General features: G+C 38.9%; 20 protein-coding genes and 1 other annotated feature (1 of these 21 only partly in view). Of the genes, 5 read left to right on the top strand and 15 right to left on the bottom strand.

Annotated features, from left to right (window positions below; genetic code table 11):
- Positions 1-128: a binding site (T-box leader), on the bottom strand (it extends 82 nt beyond the left edge of the window).
- 67 nt (positions 129-195) lie between these two features.
- The 4 genes from ACTQXY_RS11645 to ACTQXY_RS11660 all read right to left on the bottom strand — a co-directional run bounded on the left by ACTQXY_RS11645 (position 196) and on the right by ACTQXY_RS11660 (position 3689).
- Positions 196-879 (bottom strand): pseudouridine synthase, encoded by a 684-nt coding sequence (locus ACTQXY_RS11645; protein WP_441659585.1) that lies wholly within the window; start codon positions 877-879, stop codon positions 196-198.
- An 87-nt stretch (positions 880-966) separates the two neighbouring features.
- On the bottom strand, positions 967-1248 hold the full coding sequence (spoVG, locus tag ACTQXY_RS11650) for a septation regulator SpoVG (RefSeq protein ID WP_270608760.1): 282 nt from the start codon (positions 1246-1248) through the stop codon (positions 967-969).
- Between the two features lie 51 nt (positions 1249-1299).
- Positions 1300-2418 (bottom strand): glucose-1-phosphate adenylyltransferase subunit GlgD, encoded by a 1119-nt coding sequence (gene glgD, locus ACTQXY_RS11655; protein WP_441659586.1) that lies wholly within the window; start codon positions 2416-2418, stop codon positions 1300-1302.
- The gene (locus tag ACTQXY_RS11660; RefSeq protein ID WP_441659587.1) at positions 2415-3689 is read right to left on the bottom strand and encodes a glucose-1-phosphate adenylyltransferase; all 1275 of its coding nucleotides are present in this window, start codon (positions 3687-3689) and stop codon (positions 2415-2417) included. Before ACTQXY_RS11660 ends, glgD begins: the two co-directional genes overlap by 4 nt.
- A 205-nt stretch (positions 3690-3894) precedes the next feature.
- Between ACTQXY_RS11660 and murC the strand changes: the two genes are divergently transcribed.
- The 4 genes from murC (at position 3895) to ACTQXY_RS11680 (ending at position 8683) form a co-directional block, all read left to right on the top strand.
- A complete protein-coding gene (gene murC, locus ACTQXY_RS11665; RefSeq protein WP_441659588.1) occupies positions 3895-5271 on the top strand; it encodes a UDP-N-acetylmuramate--L-alanine ligase in 1377 nt (458 codons plus the stop codon).
- A 142-nt stretch (positions 5272-5413) separates the two neighbouring features.
- Positions 5414-6487 (top strand): DnaD domain protein, encoded by a 1074-nt coding sequence (locus ACTQXY_RS11670; protein WP_441659589.1) that lies wholly within the window; start codon positions 5414-5416, stop codon positions 6485-6487.
- Positions 6488-6503: 16 nt separating this feature from the next.
- Entirely contained in the window at positions 6504-7499 is a 996-nt protein-coding gene (locus ACTQXY_RS11675; protein WP_441659590.1) for an ATP-binding protein, read from the top strand.
- Positions 7499-8683: a ribose-phosphate diphosphokinase gene (locus tag ACTQXY_RS11680; protein WP_441659591.1), complete on the top strand. Its 1185-nt coding sequence runs from the start codon at positions 7499-7501 to the stop codon at positions 8681-8683. The genes ACTQXY_RS11675 and ACTQXY_RS11680 overlap by 1 nt, the downstream gene beginning before the upstream one ends.
- Positions 8684-9010: 327 nt before the next feature.
- Here ACTQXY_RS11680 and ACTQXY_RS11685 read toward each other — a convergent pair whose 3' ends face one another.
- The 5 genes from ACTQXY_RS11685 to ACTQXY_RS11705 all read right to left on the bottom strand — a co-directional run bounded on the left by ACTQXY_RS11685 (position 9011) and on the right by ACTQXY_RS11705 (position 12693).
- A complete protein-coding gene (locus tag ACTQXY_RS11685; RefSeq protein ID WP_441659592.1) occupies positions 9011-9841 on the bottom strand; it encodes a hypothetical protein in 831 nt (276 codons plus the stop codon).
- Between the two features lie 16 nt (positions 9842-9857).
- The gene (locus ACTQXY_RS11690) at positions 9858-10052 is read right to left on the bottom strand and encodes a hypothetical protein (RefSeq protein ID WP_441659593.1); all 195 of its coding nucleotides are present in this window, start codon (positions 10050-10052) and stop codon (positions 9858-9860) included.
- A 341-nt stretch (positions 10053-10393) separates the two neighbouring features.
- Positions 10394-10564, bottom strand: a complete 171-nt coding sequence (locus ACTQXY_RS11695) for a hypothetical protein (protein ID WP_441659594.1) — start codon at positions 10562-10564, stop codon at positions 10394-10396.
- Between the two features lie 165 nt (positions 10565-10729).
- Positions 10730-11086 carry a hypothetical protein gene (locus ACTQXY_RS11700; RefSeq protein WP_441659595.1) on the bottom strand — a complete coding sequence of 119 codons (357 nt, stop codon included), beginning with the start codon at positions 11084-11086 and terminating at the stop codon, positions 10730-10732.
- A 1247-nt stretch (positions 11087-12333) separates the two neighbouring features.
- Positions 12334-12693 carry a hypothetical protein gene (locus tag ACTQXY_RS11705; protein WP_441659596.1) on the bottom strand — a complete coding sequence of 120 codons (360 nt, stop codon included), beginning with the start codon at positions 12691-12693 and terminating at the stop codon, positions 12334-12336.
- Between the two features lie 374 nt (positions 12694-13067).
- Here ACTQXY_RS11705 and ACTQXY_RS11710 point away from each other — a divergent pair, with 374 nt between their 5' ends.
- Positions 13068-13538, top strand: coding sequence for a DUF5626 family protein (locus tag ACTQXY_RS11710; protein WP_441659597.1), 471 nt, complete (start codon positions 13068-13070; stop codon positions 13536-13538).
- Here ACTQXY_RS11710 and ACTQXY_RS11715 read toward each other — a convergent pair.
- From ACTQXY_RS11715 to vanR, 6 genes are read right to left on the bottom strand one after another with little or no spacing between them, the layout of a single operon-like run.
- Positions 13531-14040, bottom strand: a complete 510-nt coding sequence (locus ACTQXY_RS11715) for a helix-turn-helix domain-containing protein (protein WP_441659598.1) — start codon at positions 14038-14040, stop codon at positions 13531-13533. The genes ACTQXY_RS11710 and ACTQXY_RS11715 overlap by 8 nt on opposite strands.
- 56 nt (positions 14041-14096) lie before the next feature.
- Complete coding sequence (locus tag ACTQXY_RS11720; protein WP_441659599.1) at positions 14097-15128, bottom strand: 3-deoxy-7-phosphoheptulonate synthase; 1032 nt, start codon at positions 15126-15128, stop codon at positions 14097-14099.
- Positions 15112-16623: an AAA family ATPase gene (locus tag ACTQXY_RS11725; RefSeq protein ID WP_441659600.1), complete on the bottom strand. Its 1512-nt coding sequence runs from the start codon at positions 16621-16623 to the stop codon at positions 15112-15114. Before ACTQXY_RS11725 ends, ACTQXY_RS11720 begins: the two co-directional genes overlap by 17 nt.
- A 2-nt stretch (positions 16624-16625) precedes the next feature.
- Positions 16626-17681, bottom strand: a complete 1056-nt coding sequence (locus ACTQXY_RS11730; protein WP_441659601.1) for a metallophosphoesterase — start codon at positions 17679-17681, stop codon at positions 16626-16628.
- The gene (locus ACTQXY_RS11735; RefSeq protein ID WP_441659602.1) at positions 17614-18801 is read right to left on the bottom strand and encodes an ATP-binding protein; all 1188 of its coding nucleotides are present in this window, start codon (positions 18799-18801) and stop codon (positions 17614-17616) included. Before ACTQXY_RS11735 ends, ACTQXY_RS11730 begins: the two co-directional genes overlap by 68 nt.
- The gene (vanR, locus tag ACTQXY_RS11740; RefSeq protein WP_004614354.1) at positions 18791-19480 is read right to left on the bottom strand and encodes a VanR-ABDEGLN family response regulator transcription factor; all 690 of its coding nucleotides are present in this window, start codon (positions 19478-19480) and stop codon (positions 18791-18793) included. Before vanR ends, ACTQXY_RS11735 begins: the two co-directional genes overlap by 11 nt.
- Between the last annotated feature and the right edge of the window lie 129 nt (positions 19481-19609).

Raw genomic sequence — 19609 nt, forward strand, 5'->3', positions numbered from 1 at the left:
ATGTCACGCTGCATTTTCACACAGTGGCTCCAAGGTAGGTTCCATACACTTCTCGCAAGAATCTTTCACCAATCAATTCTCTCTCTGTGGCTCGTCCTGTATATACTATTCCTCTTCACAGCCAATATTCTCAGTAATTACCACTAATTCTATGAGAAATCTTGTTGTTTGTCAACCCCGTAGAATACTGATTTTTCAGAAAAATATTTTTCGAAAGCCTTCTCCTTCCGGTTCGATTTCAAATATCATCTTTTCCTTTGCCTTTGGATGCAAAAATTCCAAATGGCTTGCACAAAGAGCAATCTGCCGTCTTCCCTTTAATTGCTTTCCATTATATTTTGCATCTCCCCAAATCGGGCAGCCTGTTGCTGCCATCTGCACCCGTATCTGATGGTGCCGCCCCGTTTCCAATCTGATATTTACAAGACTTCTCTCTTCTCCATCTTCCATTCCTTCCTTTTCGACCTTGTAAAAAAGCACTGCGCTTTTTGCATTCTTCGCTGACGGCTCACACACTTTTGAAAGGTTTGACCGGCCGTCTTTTACCATATAATGTTCTAGTTTCCCACTTTTTTCTTCAAATTTTCCACATACAACTGCTTTGTAATACTTTCCAAACCCTGCCCCCTGCATCTGGGAGCTTAGCTCTTTAGCCGCAAATGGTGTTTTTCCAAATACAAGTATGCCCTCTACCGGTTGATCCAGCCGATGAATCACCGCCACATAGGGTTCTTTCCTTTCTTTTTGATTTTTGTACAAATAATTTTTCAGAATGCTCACCATATCCTGAGAGCCAATTTTGCTTGTCTGTGTCGGCACCCCTGCCGGTTTATAGCAGACGATCACATGTGTATCTTCAAATAGTATCTTTAAATTCATTCTTTCTCCTTTTCACAACTAAAGACGAGGGTTCGGCACAAACCCTCGTCTCCATATTTTAGAAAACATCCTGTTTCCGGTATAAATCTACACCAACGCCTCCACAGGTTCTTCTTTTAATGCTTCCTCATATTTTTCCAATATGATGCTTTGAATTCTTTCTCTTGTATCAGAATTGATTGGATGTGCAATATCTCTATATTCACCGTCCAAAGCTTTTTTACTCGGCATTGCAATAAAAAGTCCTTTTTCTCCTTCAATCACCTTAATATCATGCACTACGAATTCGTCATCCATCGTAATGGAAACTACCGCCTTTAATTTTCCTTCTTTCGCTACTTTTCTCACACGTACATCTGTAATTTGCATATGTTTTAACCCCTTTCCATCTTGCATTGTTTTTATTTTTCTGAATTCAGATTACAATGCATATCTCTCATTTTTTTCTACTACGACTTTTACCCCGTTTTCCCCAATATGACGTGTATTGGATCTAATCGTGTCACGACTCTCCACAATACAATTCTCAATATAGGTATTATCTCCAAGATATACATCATTCAAAATAATTGAATTTTTTATCACACAGTTATTTCCCACATATACTTTTTTGAAAAGAATGGAGTTCTCAACTGTTCCATTGATAATACTTCCGCTTGCGACCAAACTATTCTTCACAACCGAACCCGGATTGTATTTCGCCGGAGGCAAATCACCAACTTTTGAATAAATCGCCGGATATGTTTTGAAGAAGTGTTTTCTTACATCTGCTTTCAAAAAGTCCATATTCGTCTGATAATATGCATCAACTGTGGAGATATTACTCCAATAGTCTTTAATCTTATATGCATAAATTTTCTTCAAATTCTTATAACGGATCAAAATATCCGATACAAAATCATATCTGTCGTCTTCCGCACACTGTTCGATCAGATCAATCAGCTGGCGTCTCCGGATGATATAAATACCGGTTGAGACAGTACTTGACTTTGCCATCATCGGTTTCTCTTCAAACTCTTCCACACGCATATTCTCATTTAGCTTCAAAGTTCCAAACCTTCTTGCATCTTCGCCGTCATCGAGATCTTTACAAACTACTGTAATATCCGCTTTTTTAGCAATATGATATTCTAATACTTTATTATAATCCATCTTATAAATCGCATCACCTGATGTTATAATTACATATGGTTCATGCGATTTTTTCAAGAAATCAAGATTCTGATAAATCGCATCTGCCGTTCCTCTGTACCAATTGCCATTATCCGCTGTAATTGTAGGTGGAAATACATATAATCCGCCCTGCTTTCTCCCGAAGTCCCACCATTTGGAAGAATTTAAGTGTTCATTCAACGATCTTGCATTGTACTGTGTCAACACAGCTACCTTTTGAATATGCGAGTTCGACATATTACTAAGCACAAAATCAATCGCCCTGTAACTTCCAGCTATCGGCATAGCTGCCGCCGCACGTTTTTTTGTCAATTCACGCATCTTATTACTATTACCACCCGCTAAAATAATCCCTACTGCTCTCATGCCTGTTCACCTACCTTTATCAACGTTTCTCCACTTTCAAGTACTCCATCGACATAATCTTCTTTTACTGTCACGCCGCTGATTGCAGTATTTTTTCCTATCTGCACATTCGCAGGGATTACTGAATTCTCCCCAATTGTAACAAGTCCAAATGAATAAATATTTGGTTTTAATTTATTTGGAATATCACTTCCGATTCCCAAAGTGACATTATCTCCAACTTTTACATGTTCTGCAATGATCGACTTATCAACCACACAATTCTCTCCGATAACCACATCCTGCATGATAATGGAATTCCGGACAACCGCACCTTGTCCAATCACTACATTAGATCCGATAACAGAGTTGTGAACTTCTCCATAAATCTCTGTACCATTACATATAATACTCTTTTCAATTACAGAATTCTCTGATATGTACTGCGGTGGAATGCATCCGGTATTCGTATAAATCTTCCAAAATTCTTCATATAAATTAAAGTCTGGAATAATGTCAATCAATTCCATGTTGGCTTCCCAATAAGAACCCAATGTTCCAACATCTTTCCAATATCCGTTGTATTCATACGCAAACAAACGTTGCCCATTTACATGACAATATGGAATCACATGTTTTCCAAAGTCACATCCAGGCTCGTCCTTCTTTTTTAGCAATGCTTCTCTTAACACTGGCCAGCTGAAAATGTAAATTCCCATAGACGCAAGATTGCTTCTCGGATGTGCTGGTTTTTCCTCAAATTCTGTAATCCGGTTATTCTCGTCCGTAATCACAATACCAAATCTGCTCGCTTCTTCAATTGGAACCGGCATCGCAGCGATGGTAACATCTGCATTGTTCTCCTTGTGAAAATCTAGCATAACCTCATAATCCATCTTATAAATATGGTCTCCTGATAGAATTAACACATAGTCCGGATTATAGCTTTCCATATACTCCAGATTCTGATAGATCGCATTCGCCGTTCCGGTATACCATTCACTGTTCGTACTTTTTTCATATGGGGGAAGTACTGTCACCCCGCCAATATTACGGTCTAAATCCCAGGGAATACCTATCCCAATATGTGCGTTTAGACGTAAGGGTTGATATTGGGTCAACACCCCGACTGTATCAATCCCCGAATTAATACAGTTACTAAGCGGAAAATCAATGATTCTGTATTTTCCTCCAAAAGCTACTGCCGGTTTTGCAACTTTCGCAGTTAAGACGCCAAGTCTGCTGCCTTGTCCTCCTGCTAATAACATTGCTATCATTTCCTTTTTCTTCATGCCTTCACCCCTTCTCAGTATTAGTGTGTCTATTATAACACAATCTTTTCATATAGTGAACATATTTTACAAAAAAACAACATCTTTTTACATGTTTTTATCTATTTCCAACAAAATAAAGACCTTTGCTTTTTTTGAATATATGTATATAATATAAAGGATAAACTTATTATATGACAAAAACATAAGAATGGGATGGTAATATATGTATAAAATAAACTTTAACGAACCTCTTCACGTTCATTTTATCGGAATTGGCGGCATCAGCATGAGTGGACTTGCCGAAATTCTTTTAAAAGAAAATTTTACAATTTCTGGATCTGATTCAAAAGTTTCTGCTCTCACAGAACATTTAGCCTCTATGGGCGCTTCTGTTTTTTATCCGCAAAAAGCATCTAACATCATAGACGGAATCGATGTTGTTGTTTATACAGCGGCAATTCACGAAGATAACGAAGAATTTGCCGAGGCAAAAAGACAAAATCTTCCAATGTTATCGCGTGCTGAGTTACTTGGTCAGCTAATGACCAATTACAAGATTCCGATTGCCGTTTCTGGGACTCATGGAAAGACAACGACAACTTCCATGCTCTCTCACGTATTGCTGGCAGGTGAAAAAGACCCGACAATCTCTGTTGGCGGTATTTTAAAGGCAATCGGTGGCAATATCCGTGTAGGAAGCTCTGATGTATTTGTCACAGAAGCCTGCGAATACACTAATAGCTTTTTGCATTTCTTTCCAAAGATTGGAATTATCCTGAACATAGAAGAAGACCATATGGATTTCTTCAAAGACATTGACGATATCCGTAACTCCTTCCATCAATTTGCCGCACTGCTCCCTGCAGATGGCACTTTGGTCATCAACCAAAACATCGAAGGAATCGATTCGATCACTGACGGACTGGACTGCAAGATCATCACATATTCCGAAAGGCAGCCGGCAGACTATTCTGCTTCTGACATTCGATTTGATGAGATCGGAAATGCTTCTTTTGATCTGTTAAGGCATGGTGAATATGTGGATCGCATCACACTTGCGGTTGCTGGTAACCACAATGTCTCCAATGCACTTGCGGTTATTGCGGTTTGCGAGCAGCTTGAGATTCCGCTTGATATTATCAAAAAAGGAATTCTGTCATTTACCGGAACAGACCGCCGTTTCCAATATAAAGGGGAGCTAGATGGCGTTACAATCCTTGATGATTACGCGCATCATCCAACGGAGATCCGTGCGACACTAACATCCGCCCAGAATTATCCTCATAAAGATATCTGGTGCATTTTCCAGCCGCACACTTACACAAGAACAAAAGCATTTTTTGACGAGTTTGCAGAGGCACTTTCTCTCGCTGACCATGTTGTCCTAGCCGACATCTATGCCGCCCGCGAGACAGACACTTTAGGAATGTCTTCGGCTGCACTTGCTGAAAAAATCAAAGAACTTGGCACAGATGCATACTATTTTCCAAGCTTTGAAGAGATTGAAAATTTTGTCTCTGAAAAATGTATCCACGGTGATTTGTTGATAACTATGGGTGCTGGAGACGTTGTAAACATTGGAGAAGCGCTTCTAAAATAAGAGTTATCCACAGTTTCCACAATTTTTTTATCCACAAAAAAACCGAGATATCCACGGAAAAGTGCTTTTTCCTATGCTTATATGGTGTTATAATAGCCATTACTGAAAGAGAAGAGAACGGAAAGGATACGGCGAAAGAGGAATGAGAACACTGACACTTCGAAATCGTTTTCAAGGTAACAGTACAATTGTGGAAAACGACTTTATAGATTATTATATGACAAAGGCAAATGGCGAATATGTAAAAGTATACCTGCTTTTACTGCGCCACCTGAATACACCGGACAACTCACTGACTATTTCAAAACTTGCAGACTGTCTGGAATGCACGGAAAAAGATATTATCCGCGCATTTAATTACTGGTCTAAGATGGGACTTCTTGTGATCGATTACGACGATGCCGGAATAATCTGCGGACTTTCTATTGGAAAGACTTCGGAGCTTTCCGACGCTGCACCTGCCATCAGAAAAGAGGAAATCGCAAAGCCGGTTGCTGCACCAAAAGCAGAGTCTCCTCTTAGAAGTGCTGTTGCACCAAAGCCAGACCAACCACTTAGAAGTGCCGCTGCTGAGAATCAGGAACAACTCAGACAACTTTACTTTGTCGCTGAGCAGTACATGGGTAAACCATTGTCCAGCAAGGATATTCAGAAGATTAACTATTTCTTTGATACGTTACATTTTTCAACAGATTTGATTGAGTATCTAATTGAATATTGTGTGGAAAATGGACATAAGAGCATGCATTACATTGAATCTGTTGCACTTGCATGGTCTGACGAAAACATTAAGAGTGTAACTGAAGCAAAGACAAGCTCTGCCACTTATAATAAGAACTGCTATACAGTTCTCAACGCATTTGGAATCAAAGGACGAAGTCCGGCCGCAGTAGAATTAAGCTACATAAAGAAATGGACAGAAGAGTACGGTCTGACTTTGGAGATTATTGTTGAGGCGTGTAACCGCACAATCGCGAACACGCACCAGCCTGATTTTAAATACACTGACTCCATCTTAAAGAACTGGATTGCCAAAGGAGTTCATCATTTATCTGACATTACAAAGCTTGATCTTGTATACCAACAGGAGAAAGAAATCAAACGTCGTGCTGCTGCAACAAGAGCCGCCGCACCGACCTCGAACCGTTTTAACAATTTTGAGGGACGTTCTTATGACATTAATTCATTGGAACAACAACTGTTGAACACACCATAATTAAAGGAGATCCATCGTGGCTTTAAATAATTCTCAATACGATACCATTATTCGTGCCTATGAGCAAAAACAGCTGCATAATCGAAATGTATTAGACAAACGCTATAAAACAGTGTATAATCGACTACCGGAGTTAAAAGAAATCAACGATTCTATCTCTCTTTTAAGTGTGAATCACGCGCGGAAACTTCTAGACGGAGATGAGAGTGCACTTCCCGCTTTAAAAGAAGAGATTCGGAAGTTATCTGAGCAGAAAAAAACGTTGCTTTTATCTGCTGGTTTCCCGGCAGATTATTTGGAGCCGGTCTACGAATGCGAAGACTGCAAAGATACCGGATACATCGGCAATCGAAAATGTCACTGTTTCCACAAAGCAGTCATCGATCTGCTTTATACACAATCCAATTTACAGCATATTTTGGAAAAAGAAAATTTTGATACATTTTCTCTTTCTTACTACTCAGATAATCATATTGACCCAAAAACAGGGCGCTCTTCTCTCACAAATATGAAGAATGTCTATCTTACTTGCCGCGAATTTGCAGATACGTTCGCGGACAATTTTCGCAATTTATTTCTTTATGGCGACACTGGCGTGGGAAAAACTTTTTTATCCAACTGTATCGCAAAAGAATTAATTGATCATGCTTATTCGGTAATTTACTTTACTGCATTTGAACTCTTTGACACCATTGCCAAGAGTAAATTCGAAAAAGATAACACAGCTGAGATCATGTATGAACATATTTTCAGCTGTGATCTGTTAATTATTGACGATTTGGGAACAGAACTTTCCAATGCATTTACTGTATCGCAATTGTTCCTCTGCCTGAACGAACGATTGCTGCGCAGAAAATCAACAATCATCTCTACAAATCTTTCCTTGGAATCACTTGTAGAGATTTATTCGGAGAGAACATTTTCCCGAATTACCAGTAATTACACCATGTTAAAATTAACCGGCGATGATATTCGCATCAAAAAGAAACTAATGAACAGGGAGGCAAATTAATGTTACACCGCACAGAACGCACTTTAGAAAATATACCAGTGGGATCACTTGGTATGATTCCAATTGACGGTTGTCAGGAATTGGGAGGCAAAGTAAACGATTATCTTGTAAAATGGCGAAAAGAGTCCATTTCCAAGACCAAAGATGATGTTGTTTTCCATGATTACCAGAAGGAGACTTATATCATCGATGCCAAGGTTCCTCGTTTTGGTTCCGGAGAAGCAAAAGGTATTATCAACGAATCAGTACGAGGAAAAGATATTTACCTGATGGTAGATGTATGTAACTATAGTTTAACATACTCATTGTCTGGACATACAAATCACATGTCACCGGATGATCATTTCCAAAATCTGAAAAGAGTTATCGCTGCCATTGGCGGAAAAGCTCGCAGAATCAATGTAATCATGCCTTTCCTTTATGAGAGCAGACAACACAAGCGAAGCTCAAGAGAATCTCTTGACTGTGCACTTGCCTTGCAGGAATTGGTGCATATGGGCGTTGACAATATCATTACTTTTGATGCTCACGATCCTCGTGTTCAGAATGCGATTCCGCTGAACGGATTCGAGACTGTACGCCCGACATATCAATTTATCAAAGGACTGCTTCAGAATGTGCCTGACTTGAAGATTGACAGCAATCACATGATGGCAATCAGTCCGGATGAAGGTGCTACCGGACGTGCTATCTACCTTGCCAACGTACTCGGACTCGATATGGGTATGTTCTACAAACGTCGTGATTACACAAGAATCGTAGACGGGCGTAATCCAATTGTCGCTCACGAATTTTTAGGTTCTTCTGTGGAAGGTAAAGATGTGATTATCATTGACGATATGATTTCTTCTGGGGACAGTATTCTTGATGTGGCAAAACAGTTAAAAGACAGAAAAGCAAACCGTATTTTCGCAGCGGCTACTTTCGGTCTTTTCACAAACGGTATGAAAAAATTTGACGTGGCTTACGAACAGGGCATTATTCACGGTATTCTGACAACGAACTTAATTTATCAGACACCGGAATTATTGAGCAAGCCTTACTACATCAACTGCGATCTGAGCAAATACATCGCTCTCATAATTGATACATTGAACCACGACGGTTCTATTAGCAGTATCTTAAGTCCGAACGAAAGAATTCAGAATGTAGTTAAAAAATACCGCAATGGTGAGAAAATTTAAGAGACGGATATATATTGAGAGGGCGTCATAATGACGCCCTCTTATATTTTCTCTGCTAAACAATGTAGCAGTATCCCCTGCATTAAAATTTTCAATTTTAGGCACTGTCTCACTATCCAAACGATATTTTAGAAAAGGGTGCGAAAAAAATCTTGATAATAATTTATCGTCAACTGTACAGACAGTATAATCAATAATGTAGGAATGATAGCCATTCAGTTCTTCTGAAATATGTTATCAATTGCCTTTGCTGATTGATACTGACCTTTATAGATTTTTGAAACTCCTAAGATTTGTACTGCACTCATATGGTATTTACCTCTTTCATTAATACCTTTTCGTCTTATGAACTTTTGCTGCAACTGCCACTATCAAAATTGCAGCTATAGAAAGTCCTAGAATCAGTCCAATATTATCATCTGTCTTTCCTTCTTCAATTGGCATTACAGAAGCGTCACCTAGAACTGCATTTCTAAATTGACTAAAAGAATAAGCTCCCCCTTCTTTTAAAACGGCATTTCCCAACTCAATATCCCGTTTTGAAGATATTAATTTATCAATATAGCCATCTTTGACCGATGCTATAAGCTCCGTGCGGACGTTAGGCACGCCCCCTAACAAAACATAGTTCTCATCTTCTGCCATATTGTTCTCTTTTAAAGTGGATGATATCTCTTCAAGCCTATCCACATGCCCGTCTTCAAATGAGCAGCTGACTACTGTCCATTTTCCCTCTGCATTTATAATTTGTTCTTTCTGCTCTTCTGTCAAACCCTCTTCATTCTCTTTGTCCAATGGAAGTCCCTTACTAATCTCTACCAAACATGTTGCTTCATCATAATATACCGGCACCGTCCAAACTACCGGACTTTCTTGAATCATTTTCTCCAATTCTTCCTCTGATAATTTCTCTTTTTGAAAAATATCCAAATCCACATATGTTTTATATGCCTTTGAAAAATCAATGTCTTTTTCCCCAGCTGGTTCTCCGTCATACACCCCTCTATAACCGTTGTTTACAAATTCCAAAATTTCTGATGATAACTTTTCAATTTCTTCTAAGCCAGCTTGCTTATCATACATGTCACTCGCCTGACAGAGCATTGTAAAACTGCATGTCAAAACCGCTACTATTATGACTGATATTATCTTTTTCATAAACGTACCCCCTCTTTCACTTTTTATAATATAGTGCAATTCCACAAGCTGAAAGAATGATTCCACATGTCCGAATTGATGAGATGATATTTGCAAATCTGATATCGTGAAAATGATAATCATATAAATAAATCACTTGAAATATACAGCTCGGAAAATATGGCGCTCCTAAAATCAATACAATGACTAATATAAAATGAATTATAAGCATCTACTTTTGTCTCCACCAATACATTTTCTGCAGGTTTGCTCTTATTCCAAGCATAAAACCAATTGCATGCGTTACCGCAATACTATTTTTGAAAAATATCCAAATTCAAACTTATCTTTTCGTAATTATCGAAGCAGCTAATTCCAGCAGTATCACCACAATAAGCAAAGTCCTAAGTTTTAAATCCATTCTCTTGAAGCGGTATCAACTCTATTTGTGATATTTCTAAAAATGCTATTCCTCCGTTACACTTAATGTATTTACATCTTTTCTAACTTCAGAATAGCATTTTACTAATTCATTTTCAAGTTTTTAATATAATTCGCACCTGTCAATCAGTCTTATAATATTAATAGATTTAAAACAGCTATGAGAAACAATAACAAATAAAATATTACATTCAACTTTTTCTTCATTTGGGGTTTCATCTTTACAATTCCACTATGCCCACAAACCCATATCACTGTATCTATTGCTAATGCAATTCCTAATATCAAAAGTAAATCACTCATATTATATTCCCCTCCTAAGTAAGATAGTATGACCATAAACGATCGTCCCTCTGTTATACGAATTATAAAATATTTTCCCCTTCCTAATCTTTGATTATAATTACACATGAATACGATTGCCAAATCAAAATTATTTCCAACAAAATGTCTATAAAATGTATTCTCCTATTGTGATCTTACCCAAATAATTTGTACTGTAGGGGGTGTGATTAACAAGCTCATACCTACACCTTTTCCTTTGTTTTGCCTATTCATTATAATAGAATTTAGAGAAAGGCAAGCTGCTAATATTTTAGATACTACTGGCTCTGGAATAAAATCCGGCAATACAGCTGTCATTTGCGAGACATCACTTACGTTTTTAGCATGTGCATCTTTTAAATATAAATCTATATAAATTCCTTTCCAAACAACCTTGATCACTCCTTTACCCGCTGCTCTAGGACTAAATGCTTTCGCTTGTTCAGAAATCATAATTTCATTTCCTTTTATTTCTACGACCTGCTCTCTTTGTTGTAACACAAGTTTCTTTTCTCTTTTGGCTCCATATGTTTCTACCCCATTGGAGTCTCCCCATTTTCTATTATTTTCCCTTCACCCCCCCCCAAAAATCAATCAATAATTGACAGATGTACGCATTAGTTTCTTTACAGAACTGTCAACATTTTCTTATACTGCGACACTATATAAAACAAAAAATATCACAATAGTAAAATCTAAGTAGGATAAAACATTAAATACCGAGGGCATGTCATGCTGACACACCCTCAGTATCTAATATTTCATCTTTTTTGCAATTATTGAGGCATCTCCCCCAGTACTACCAACATAACACTTCTTTCACTAAGACCTTTTCGTCTTATAAACTTTTGCTACAACTGCTGCTATCAAAATTACAGTTATAGAAAGACCTAGAATCAGTCCAATATTATAATCTGCCTGTCCATTTTCCCTCTGCATTTATAATTTGTTCTTTCTGCTCTTCCGTCAAACCCTCTTCATTCTCTTTGTCCAATGGAAGTCCCTTACTAATCTCTACCAATCTTCTTCTAAATGAACCTAACTTTGTGTCTAAAAATGTTGACAATTCCAGTATAATATATGGGGTGAATTTTATTAAAGAGTGGTCGTGGTTTCATTCCTTATCTTTTTATATAGTTTTATTATTAAAACAGTTACAAAATATATGATGACCAAATTTAACAATAAAATCCACCCATTTAGGAGCATTGATTGGTATGGATTAATATGAATGATTGCCTTATCATAAACTGTCAAAAACGGAAACGGAAAGCCAACTTGATATTCATATTTATTAACAATTTTGAAAGGCAAAAAATATGACAGCAATAATTCAAAATAAACTGCAAAATTTAATACTTTCCAACTAATTTTTTTCATAGTTCACCTTTATCATTATAATTTTAATTTTAATAGGTAGCGAATATATAAACACAGTCCACCATATCTTATAGCTAATCTACACTTTATACAGTCAAAGTTATCGTAGGGGACTTTAGTGTTTCATTAAAAGATGCACCAATAGGGAATCCGCCTATAGAAAGACCAATGAACCAAGTTCCCGTCACAGAAAATTTCGCCTTCTTTCCACCTACTGGAGTGCCACTACCGTATCTATGTGTCCACGTAGCACCAACGATACCCGTCATATAAGAATTACTGACAGAAATCTTTGAAACGCTACTATTGTTATAATAAAATTTGATCTCGGCGTTTGTCAGCGACAACAAACTAGTGTTTCCACCTCCTCACCAATATACAGTATTGTAATGCCATCCAGCACGACTCTCAATAGATTTTTTGTCAAACAATGGTCGTGGTTGGTTTTGTACAAATTCTCCAGTAGGAACTGTAAATTCTCTTTGTTCAACCATTAATTGTTTTAGATATGCTTCTGCTGCCTCAACCGAATCAAAATTCAACAACTCTTGATCACTTAATCGTGATTGAGGTAATGCTGTAAATGTGACCTCTTTGTCGAAGTCAATAGCATTCAACTCGTCTAACAACTCATTTCCAGTTGTCGTTGCTAAGGATTCGTTCTCATCCCCCAACACCATACCTGCTTCTTCAGTAGCAAAAGCTGTTGTTCCCAATCCAAACATCATGCTTACAGCCAATACAGCTGCTAATAATTTTTTACCATAACTTTTCCTCCTCGCTTATGAACCTACAATTTTCATTTTCTCTTTTGACTTCATATACTTCTGTCCCATTGGAATCTCCCCCTTTTCTATTATTTTTCACAATAATCGCATTTTTTTATCTAAAAAGCAAGCACACTTCACTTGCACTCTGTCAATTAATTATTGCTCCCTTATTTTCCCTTCAAATCCCCGAAAAGCAATCAATAATTGACAGATGCAGCATTAGTTTCTTTACAGAACTGTCAATATTTTCTTATACTAACACTATATGAAACAAAAAAATTTCGGGTAATGAGAAAAAAATCTCATTGCCCACACACAAAGGAGGAAAACCTATGAAAAAATTTATTCCATTATTTATTTGTCTCACGTTATGCTTTAGTAGCTGTTTTACGGCGAATGCCGCTGACACACCTAATTCTTCAACCGCTTGTTATAATCTTGAAAAAGGTGGCAAACAGACATTTACCCTAGTCGGTTCAGAAGGCAATACTATTTATGTCTCCATAGAGCAAGGCTCTTCCCGTTCTCGTTCTGTAGCAAATGGTACATATAAAATTTCTGTATCCCACTCTAATAAAGCATGGAAAGCAGGTTATAACGTTACAGTAAAAAACAATGCTATTACCTCTCTTTCGTCTCCATATGTAGCCACTGCTTTAGGAAGTGCACAAAACTTAAAGTTAAAGTTAGAAACTTCAAAACAGGGTATTCTCCATTTCACTTGGAAACATTTACTACTTTCCATTAATTATGGAGTTCGCACAACTTTAACCTCTTCCTCCCTAAAAGTGACTGTTATTTGACAACCTCTACATTCACATAATAAGATTCAAAAAATATTGCTTGTATCCAGACAACACAATTGTATATGCTGACCAGAATACACATAACAAGCAGTATTTTTAACAATACCCCCACTTTCTTTCTCCAATATTTCCAAAAAAGCACTCCCGGAACGAACACCCCCAACAGAGGAAACAAACAGGACGCAAGAGCAAAGGCAAAAACCATGCCTTGCTCTTTCCAGTCCAACTCTGCTCTTTTTACAGGTTTGTCCTCTTCCTCTTCTACTGTTTTTTTCTCCGCAGATTCGGGAATCACCTCTTCTCTCTCTATTCCAAGCAATTCATCTATCGAGACATGATACAATTGTCCCAATGCCATCAGATTCTCCAAATCCGGGTAACTTTGATCGGTCTCCCACCTTGAGACAGACTGACGCGCGACATGTAATCTGTCTGCCACATCTTTCTGCGACAATTTATTCTTTTCCCTCTCCTCTTTCAGTTTCTCTCCAATCTTCATTTACGATCTCCTTTTCTTGATTACAGCTTACATCGCAAGGGCTACCTTAATCCATTCTAGCACATCTCCGCAATCTTATACAGCAATCTCTCTGTATCTTCCCATCCGATACAAGGATCTGTAATAGACTTTCCAAAGATTCTCTGCTCGTCAATCTTCTGATTTCCTTCCAGAAGATAACTTTCCACCATCACACCTTTGACAAGTTTCTTGATGTCTGCATTATAATTTCTGCTGTGAAGCACTTCGCTGACAATACGGAGCTGTTCTTTATATTTTTTGTTGGAGTTGGAGTGGTTTGCGTCCACGATGGCAGCTGGATTTTTCAAATCCCACTTCTCATACATCTCGAGAAGTCGAATCAAGTCTTCATAGTGATAGTTCGGAATGCATGTTCCGTACTTGTCCACACCGCCGCGCAAGATTGCGTGTGCATATGGATTTCCGTCTGTTGTCACGTCATATCCTCTGTAAATGAAGTTATGTCCTGCCTGTGCTGCCACGATGGAGTTCAGCATCACTGTAAAGTCGCCGCTCGTCGGGTTTTTCATACCGACCGGAATGTCCATTCCACTTGCAGTTAATCTGTGCTGCTGGTCTTCCACAGAGCGAGCTCCAATCGCCTCATAAGAGAGAATATCGTCTAAGTAGCTTCTGTTTTCCGGATAGAGCATCTCGTCGGCACATGTGAATCCATAGTCCTGAATGACACGAAGATGCATCTTGCGGATTGCGATGATCCCTCCGTAAAGATCCGGCGCTTCATCCGGGATCGGCTGGTGGAGCATTCCTTTATACCCCTCCCCTGTTGTACGCGGTTTGTTTGTGTAAACACGCGGAATGATCATCAATTTATCTTTCACCTGCTCATTCACTCTCGCAAGGCGACCTACATACTCACACACTGCATCTTCATTGTCCGCTGAGCAAGGACCGATCAATACGATGAATTTATCAGATTCTCCTGCAAAAATCGCTTTGATTTCCTCATCCCTTTTTTGTTTTAATGCTTTCAGTGAGTCCGCCATTGGGTACTCTTTTTTCAGTGTTTCCGGGCTGCATAATTGATGGTTAATTTTCATTGACATAATTTTTCTCTCCTATCTCTAACTTTTCTAATATCTGTTGTTCTCTTTTCTGACAGGTGAAAATCAACACCTGTTTTTTATGCTTTGCAAGCCATTTCAGCGTATTTTCAAGCCTTTGGTCATCATAAAACACGAATGTATCATCCAATATAACCGGATACTCTTCTTCGTGCAATAGTTCACTTGCCGCCATACGAACTGCAAAGTAAATCTGCTCGATTGTTCCGCGGCTCACTTGCTCGATTCCGATTTTTCGCTCTCCTGTATACAGGCTCATTTTCAGCTTTTCATCAATCAAAAGCATCGTATATTTTCCACCTGTGATCTCTGAGAGAATCTCAGACGCCTTTTCATTTAATTTCACACCAAGTTCTTTATGAACATCTTTTGAAAGTTCCAGCAGACGTTCCGAGGCAAGCTCCAGCGCTCGTTTTTTCATATCCTGTTTTCTGTAGTCATCATTAACTTCATCCAGTTCACTCAACTGCTCCTGCACATTTCCGTACTGAATCTGTTTTTCTTTTAACTCTCCCTGCAAATGTTCTTTCTGCCACAACAGCTTATCCAATACCTTTTTCTGCTCTTCTTCCATCTCACTTTTCGGCTTCTTTTTACCTTCTTTGATTCGGTTCCACACATACATGCCCTCGGCGAGCAAAAGAACAATCATCACAAGATAATTCCACGGTCTGTGAAAAATAATAAACACTGCCACAAGAATCGCTGCCATCGCTGCAACTTTGATCGGAGATACTCTCCATCTGCCTTCCTCTTCGTATTTTCGGCACTCTTCCTTCACGCGCGCTTCCTCTTTGCCGATTTTACCGTCAACTTCCTCGATTTCCTGCTCCAGTTTATGAATATCGCGCCAGAGGTACGTTGTCTCCTGCTCGATTGCATAACGCTGCTGCTGTTTTTCCTGCAAGGACTTCCGAATCTCTCCCTCGACTTCTTTTTTCTTTTTGTTTAATTGATTCAGCGCCCCATCAAGATCGATATCGCTATTTCCGGTCGAATAATAATTTGTCGCATAGTTTTGAATTTCCACTGCAAGGCTTTGATTTGGCTCCACCTTCATCTGACCAATCGCTACTGTATTTTCATAGTTCGAGCCGTCCAGTCCATTCAATATCATCTCTAAATCCCCGTGCTCCAGCGAAAATTCCTCTCCGTCATCCTCACAAATAAGCCTCGCGCTTTTTGAATATTTATCAAAATTTCGCTCCAATAAAAAATTCTTTCCTCCGCTTTCAAAACGAAGTGTCCCGGAATAATAATTCGGATTCTCCCACGGTTCATAGATGCTGAACGTATCATTTACCGATGCTCTTCCTCTTCCGCGCTCCAGCCCGAACAGCATACTTTTCATAAACGTGTGAATCGTTGTCTTCCCAGACTCATTCTCCCCATAAAAAAGATTGATTCCATCTTTCAGCACAATCTTTTTTCCTGAGAACTTTCCAAAATTTCTCAAATAAAGTTCCCTTATCTTCATAGTCAACTCCTCTTCGTATCCAGCAGCGCCTGTACTCCTTCGTACAATGCCATGTGTGCCACACTGCCATCCTCACATTCTCTCAGACTCTCAATATATCTTCCCAAGAGATTTCCTTTGTTCTCCTCCAATAATTTGTCAAAATCATACGATGGTTTTGTCTCATCTACAATCTCAATAACATTCCCATAACTTCTCAGACTCTCAGGTTCAAACGTGATATCCGCATCTCGAAAACCAGTTAAAATGAATTTATAAATATTCTCAATTCCATTTATCTGAATCATCTCCCGAATCTTTTCCTTTGCAAAACCATTTGTCATATTCTTTCCTACTTCAACTGGCAGATGCATGTACTCTCTTTTTGCATTTGGAACAAATTCTGCTTTCACACCTTTTTCTGTCACCTCGCCACGGATATAGCCGTGCTTTCCAGTGTCATTTTTGTCGATTGGCTCTAACGCCCCCGCATACACGATTTGATTCTCCACCAATGCCTGTGGCTTATGAATATGCCCCATCGCAATATAGCTGTACCCAAGATTACTCAAAATTTCTTTTTTTATCGGTATATGCTTTTCATCCCCACCATGCGCCAATAAAATCTCATATTTCTGCTTGTTAGGCGCCTTTGCCCGATCATAAAGTCCTTCTCCGATCTCTTTCTGATAGTAACTCAGACCATAAACCCGTGTCTTCAATTCTTTAAAGTCAACACTTCCCATATGTCCATTCAGCAATGGATAGACATTTTCATGCCACTTGAATGTAAGATAGTAAGAATCTGGTTTGATGAAATCGTGGTTCCCCGCTATAAACACCACCTTTGTCCTTGTAAGCCGTGAAAACAGATAATTCAGCTCTTTCAACTCTTTCTTTAATGGCTGACGGTGAAACAAATCTCCTGCGATCAACAACAGATCAACCTCTTCCCACTCACAGATCTTAATGATCTGCTCCAGACTTTCCCATATTTCCTGTCCACGGCTTTTACTGCCTAATTTTAAACCTTCTGGTTCTGCCCCTAGATGGACGTCCGCTATATGAATGAATTTCATCTCTCTCCCCTTCTTCTTTCTTCGGCAGCATTACGATAAAACGTGTCTCCTCCTCATCGCTTTCTGCCCGAATAGTACCTCCATGTAACTCTACAATCTCTTTTGCAATGGCAAGTCCAAGTCCTGCACCTCCGGTCGTACTATGTCTCGCCTCATCCAAACGATAAAACTTTTCAAAGATTGTCCCCAACTGTTCCTTTGGTATCTGTTTCCCTCTATTGGAAAACACAATGCGATTCCCTTCTTCCGTCATCTCCGCCTGAATCCGAATCTTTGTATTCGGATAACAATAAGACACCGCATTTCGCAAGATATTGTCAAATACTCTTGCCAGCTTATCTGCATCTCCATAAACTACCATATCCTCAGCCGCCTCAACCTCACAAGTCAAATTTTTCTCCCTCAGCACTCCGTATAATTCATCGGCAAGCTGTTCGAGCATCATTGAAAGATTCAGCTCCACCGGCTCTAACACGATATCTTGCAGATTAAATTTTGTAATCTCGAAAAACTCACTGATCAATTCCCCAAGTCGGATGGATTTCTCCAATGCAATATGTGTATACCGCTGTCGTTCTTCCTCCGGCATGTCCTGATAACTGTCAAGCATCGTCAGATACGCTACAATTGAAGTGAGCGGTGTTTTTAAATCATGTGCCAGAAATACGATCAGGTCATTTTTCTTTTTCTCCCCCTCAATCACTTCCTGCTCCTGCTTTTTCAAAATCTGCTTGATCTCATTAAGCCTTGTCTCAATCGGCTTTAGTTCCGTGATCATATGAATAGAATCTGCCGAATCTAAAACAATGTTATCGATCCCGGTCTCCACCTGATTCAGATATTTTACCATTTTTGATAATGCCGCATAAAAAAATAAAGAAAACAGGCACAAAAATCCAATCACAAGAAAGAAATCCTTATTGTTTCCTATCACTCTCCAATACCAATGTCTTGCACTTTCCTCCTGAACATGAACAGACGTCAGCAGTTTTACGAGATCGTTCGAAGAGTCCTCCAGAAAATATTCCAGTATAAATCCTCCGACTAAAATAGTCAGTGCTGTCACAAACACGGTCTGCAATAAAATACTTAATTTTAATTTTCGATATTTATTCTTCAACTTTATATCCCACTCCCCAGACGGTCTTGATGAAATCCGACTTTCCGGTCGGTCCACTCATTTTTTCCCGCAAATGCCTGATGTGCACCATCACCGTATTGTTGCTGTTTTTATAATATTCTTCTTTCCAAACCTTTCGAAACAGCTCCTCTGAGCTAATCACTTTGCCACGATTCTCACAGAGAAGCCATAAAATATCGAACTCAATCGGTGTCAATGTCAGCGAACGCTCATTAAAAATGCACTCGTGAGACGTTCTGTTTAGCAGCACTCCTGCAAAATCGATTACATCGCCTTCTATCTTTCCTCCATCGTTGTACTGTGTATAACGCCGAAGCTGCGCTTTCACTCTGGCAACAAGTTCCAGCGGGTTGAATGGTTTTGGAATATAATCATCCGCTCCTAGAGTCAATCCGGTAATCTTGTCCATGTAATCCACTTTCGCAGTCAGCATAATCACCGGAAATGTATATTTTTCACGTATTCTTTTTAAAATCTCAAACCCGTCAATATCCGGCAGCATCACATCCAGCAGCGCCAAATCAATCTTCGTCGTCTCAATGCAGTTTAATGCCTCTTCTCCTGTATAGAACTTATGTACCTGATATTCATCATTTTGCAGATATAATGCAATGACATCCGCAATCTCTTTTTCATCATCTACTACTAATATATTCATACTTTTCTCCCTTCTGATTATTAAAAAATAGGCTTCGCCTATTCAGCTCCCCTTCCCCTCAATCTTGAGGGGTTAGGGGGTTTCTTTTTCTTCCTTTTTCCTGCATAATAGACTTATGAATATCTTACA

Origin of the sequence: Faecalimonas sp. LCP19S3_D12 (assembly GCF_052121495.1) — a bacterium.
In the GTDB taxonomy this organism is placed as follows: domain Bacteria; phylum Bacillota; class Clostridia; order Lachnospirales; family Lachnospiraceae; genus Faecalimonas.